The 3,224-nt window shown below is 74.0% G+C and carries 4 protein-coding genes; 2 read left to right on the forward strand and 2 right to left on the reverse strand.

Going from position 1 to position 3,224, the window contains the following annotated elements; translation table 11 throughout:
- Window positions 1-58 precede the first annotated feature (58 nt).
- Both IE312_RS25490 and IE312_RS25495 read right to left on the reverse strand, forming a co-directional pair.
- Window positions 59-1,012: a LysR family transcriptional regulator gene (locus tag IE312_RS25490; RefSeq protein ID WP_189984659.1), complete on the reverse strand. Its 954-nt coding sequence runs from the start codon at window positions 1,010-1,012 to the stop codon at window positions 59-61.
- Between the two features lie 234 nt (window positions 1,013-1,246).
- Window positions 1,247-2,134 carry an NAD(P)-dependent oxidoreductase gene (locus tag IE312_RS25495; RefSeq protein WP_189984660.1) on the reverse strand — a complete coding sequence of 296 codons (888 nt, stop codon included), beginning with the start codon at window positions 2,132-2,134 and terminating at the stop codon, window positions 1,247-1,249.
- A 79-nt stretch (window positions 2,135-2,213) separates the two neighbouring features.
- On the opposite strand from IE312_RS25495, the gene IE312_RS25500 reads away from it, so the two are divergent.
- Together IE312_RS25500 and IE312_RS41785 are read left to right on the forward strand one after the other, a co-directional pair.
- A complete protein-coding gene (locus IE312_RS25500; RefSeq protein ID WP_189984661.1) occupies window positions 2,214-2,630 on the forward strand; it encodes a winged helix-turn-helix transcriptional regulator in 417 nt (138 codons plus the stop codon).
- 187 nt (window positions 2,631-2,817) lie between these two features.
- Window positions 2,818-3,224: TetR/AcrR family transcriptional regulator (locus IE312_RS41785; protein WP_229900416.1), on the forward strand; the 407-nt coding region annotated here is incomplete at its 3' end.

Raw genomic sequence — 3,224 nt, forward strand, 5'->3', positions numbered from 1 at the left:
CACATGGCACTAGCCGCTCATAACACCGCGGCGCGTCCGTGACCCGCCCGGCCTGCTCCTAGGCTCCGGCGGCGCTCCAGGTGCGCGAGGCCCAGGTGCGCAGGTGCGGTGCCTGGGCGACGAGATCGCGGTACGCGGCGGTGGCGGACTGGAACACCGCCTCCACCACGTCCTCGGCGACTGCGCCCGGCCGCCAGGCCAGCACGTAGCGGCACCACAGCGGGGAGCCGGCCAGCGGCTTGACGACGACGTGCGGGATCGGCCGCAGCGTCGGCTGCACCAGGGACACCCCGAGACCGTCGGCGATCATGCTCTGCAACTGGGTCGGGTCGCCGAGCCACTCGTGGACGGCCACCGGCGTGAACCCTGCCGCGGCGCAGGCGTCGTAGAACACCCCGGGCCAGCCGGCCCCGTCGTCCGGGGTCACGAACCAGGCGTCGTCGGCGAGGTCGGCGAGCTGTACCTGGGCGCTCTGCCGGAGCCGGTGCCGGGCCGGGAGGGCGACGAAGGTGGGTTCGGTGACGATGCCGCGGTGCCGCACGGCGGTCGAGTGCCGCAGTTCCATGCCCGGGTAGTCGGCGGCGATCGCGGCGTCCACCGCGCCCTCCTCCAGCAGCTCCACGATCCGCGAGGACGCGTAGACGCTGGTGACCGAGAGGGACAGTTCGGGCAGCCGGGCGCGGATCCGGGAGACCGTGCCGGACAGCACGGGTGAGTTGGTGGCGGCCACGCGCAGGGTCCGGCGGGGGCGGGCCGCCGGCGGGCGGTGCCCGATCGCGGCGGCCCGTACGAGGACGTCGCGGGCCTGTTCGACGACCTCGGCGCCGTAGCGGGTCAGGCGGACCCCGCTCGGCCCGCGTTCGAAGAGCGGCTCGCCGAGGTGGCGTTCGATGCGCCGGAGCTGGGTGCTCACGGCGGGCTGCGAGTAGCCCAGCTGGGCCGCGGCGCGGCCCACACTGCCCGCGTCGGCGATCGCGCACAGCACCCGCAGGTGGCGCAGCTCCAGCTCCATCGCTCCCCTTCCCGTCCCTGCCCCGCGGACGTCCGTGCCGCCCACGGCCCCCGGCGGCCGTCCTCGCCCCGGCGGACCGAAGGGTTCCAGCACCCGGCACCGGACACAAGCAGCGGCTCCGCCAGGGTACGGGCGCGCGGTTCCGGGACCTGGACCGGGACCGGGACCGGGACCACTGTGCCCGGGGGCCGGGGCGCGCTCCCGACCACGGAACGAAGCCGCCGCTCCCCCGCCTCAGTGGCGGCCCAGCACCTCCGCCGCCCGTATGAACCCGTCCCCGCCGTGGCCGAGGCCGATGACCCTGCGGGCCAGGCCCTCCACGGAACGCATCACCCCCGCGTCGATGCCGTGCGACTCGGAGACCTCGACCACGTGGGCCATGGTGGAGGCGGCGGAGGTGACGGGGTTGATCTCCCCCGAGTAGGTGCCGTCGTCGGCGTCCGCGGCGAACTCCTCGAACAGCGGCGGCAGGATCGCGGCGATCCCCTGGGCGAAGGGGGCCAGCTCCCGTGCGGTGACGCCCTCCGCCCGGGCGATCGCCACGGCGTGCGCGTACCCGGCCATCGCGGTCCAGAAGACGTCGAGCAGCGCGAGGTCGAAGGTGGCCGCGCGCCCGAGCTCCTCGCCGAGGTGGGTGTGCGTCCCGCCGAGCAGCTCCAGCACCGGCCGGTACCGTTCGTAGAGGTCGCGCGGGCCGCTGTGCAGGAAGACGGCCTCCGGGGTGCCGATGCTGGGTGCCGGCGTCATGATCGCGCCGTCCAGGTAGCCGATGCCGTGCTCCGCCGCCCAGCGGGCGGTGTCCCGGGCCCGCTGCGGCGTGTCGGCGGTCAGGCTCACCACGGTGCGGCCCTTCAGCGCGCGGGCGACGCCGGCGCGCCGGAGGATCGCGTCGGCGGCCTGCTGGTTCACCACGCAGACCACGGTCAGCTCCGAGGCGGAGACGGCCTCCTCGGCCGACGTGGCGCCGGCCGCCCCCAGCGCGGTCAGCTCCCGGTCCTTGCCGGGCGTGCGGTTCCAGATCGTGGTGCGCACACCGGCCGCGAGGAAGGCGCCGGCCAGCGAGCGGCCCATGGGTCCGAGCCCGAGCACGGTGACGGCCGGATGATTCGAGTAGCTGGACATGTTGCAACTCCCGTACGAGATGGATGTGTTCGTATGGACGAGGCGGCCGGACGGCCGCGAGGACCCGAAAAGGACGACGATGACGCGCAGCCGTGCCCAGGACCCGAACGTCTGCGGAGTGACCGCCGCGATCGCCGTGATCGACGGCAAGTGGAAGACGTCGCTGCTGTGGCTGCTGGAGTCCGGCCCGCGCCGGCCCGGCGAACTGCGCCGCCGGCTGCCCGGACTGACCGAGAAGGTGCTCACCCAGGCGCTGCGCGAGATGGCCGAGGACGGCGTGGTGCACCGGGAGGTGCACGACGTGCTGCCGCCGAAGACGGAGTACTCGCTGACCGCGTTCGGCCGCGACCTGGCCGCCGCGCTGGACCCCGTGGCCGAGTGGGGCCATCGCCGCCTGGAGCGGATACGCGAGCACGAACGCGAACGGCGGTGGGAGCACGGAACGGCGTCCCAGGCGCCGCCGTCCACTCCTTCCCTGTCCCGGGGCAGCGCCTGACCTCGGGAAACAGCCTCTCCCGGAGGTCCCCGGCTGCCAAGTACCCACAAAAAAGTGGGTGTCCGGCACCGGTCCGCCCGAGGGTGGACCGGCGACCGCCGGGCCACCGCGACCTATACAACACTCCCGTTTGCCTAAAGGGTTTAGGAAAATGCATAATCCTCTCTGACGGACGGGAGACACGACGATGGCACGTGCGGGACTGACCACCGAACGCCTGGTCCAGGCCGGCGCGGAGCTGGCCGACGAGGTCGGTTTCGACCAGGTGACGGCGTCCGCGCTGGCCCGGCGGTTCGACGTGAAGGTCGCGAGCCTGTACTCGCACCTGCGGAACTCCCAGGACCTGAAGACCCGGATCGCGCTGCTCGCCCTTGAGGAGCTGGCCGACCGTGCCGCCGAGGCGCTGGCCGGCCGGTCCGGCAAGGACGCCCTCGCCGCCTTCGCGCACGTCTACCGGGACTACGCCCGCGCCCATCCCGGCCGTTACGCGGCGGCCCGGCACCCGCTGGACGCCGCGACCGCGGCCGGCAGCGCGGGCGTCCGGATCGCGCAGCTGACCCGGGCGATCCTGCGCGGCTACGACCTGGCCGAACC

Source organism: Streptomyces capoamus (assembly GCF_014654935.1).
Taxonomy (GTDB): Bacteria; Actinomycetota; Actinomycetes; order Streptomycetales; family Streptomycetaceae; genus Streptomyces; species Streptomyces capoamus.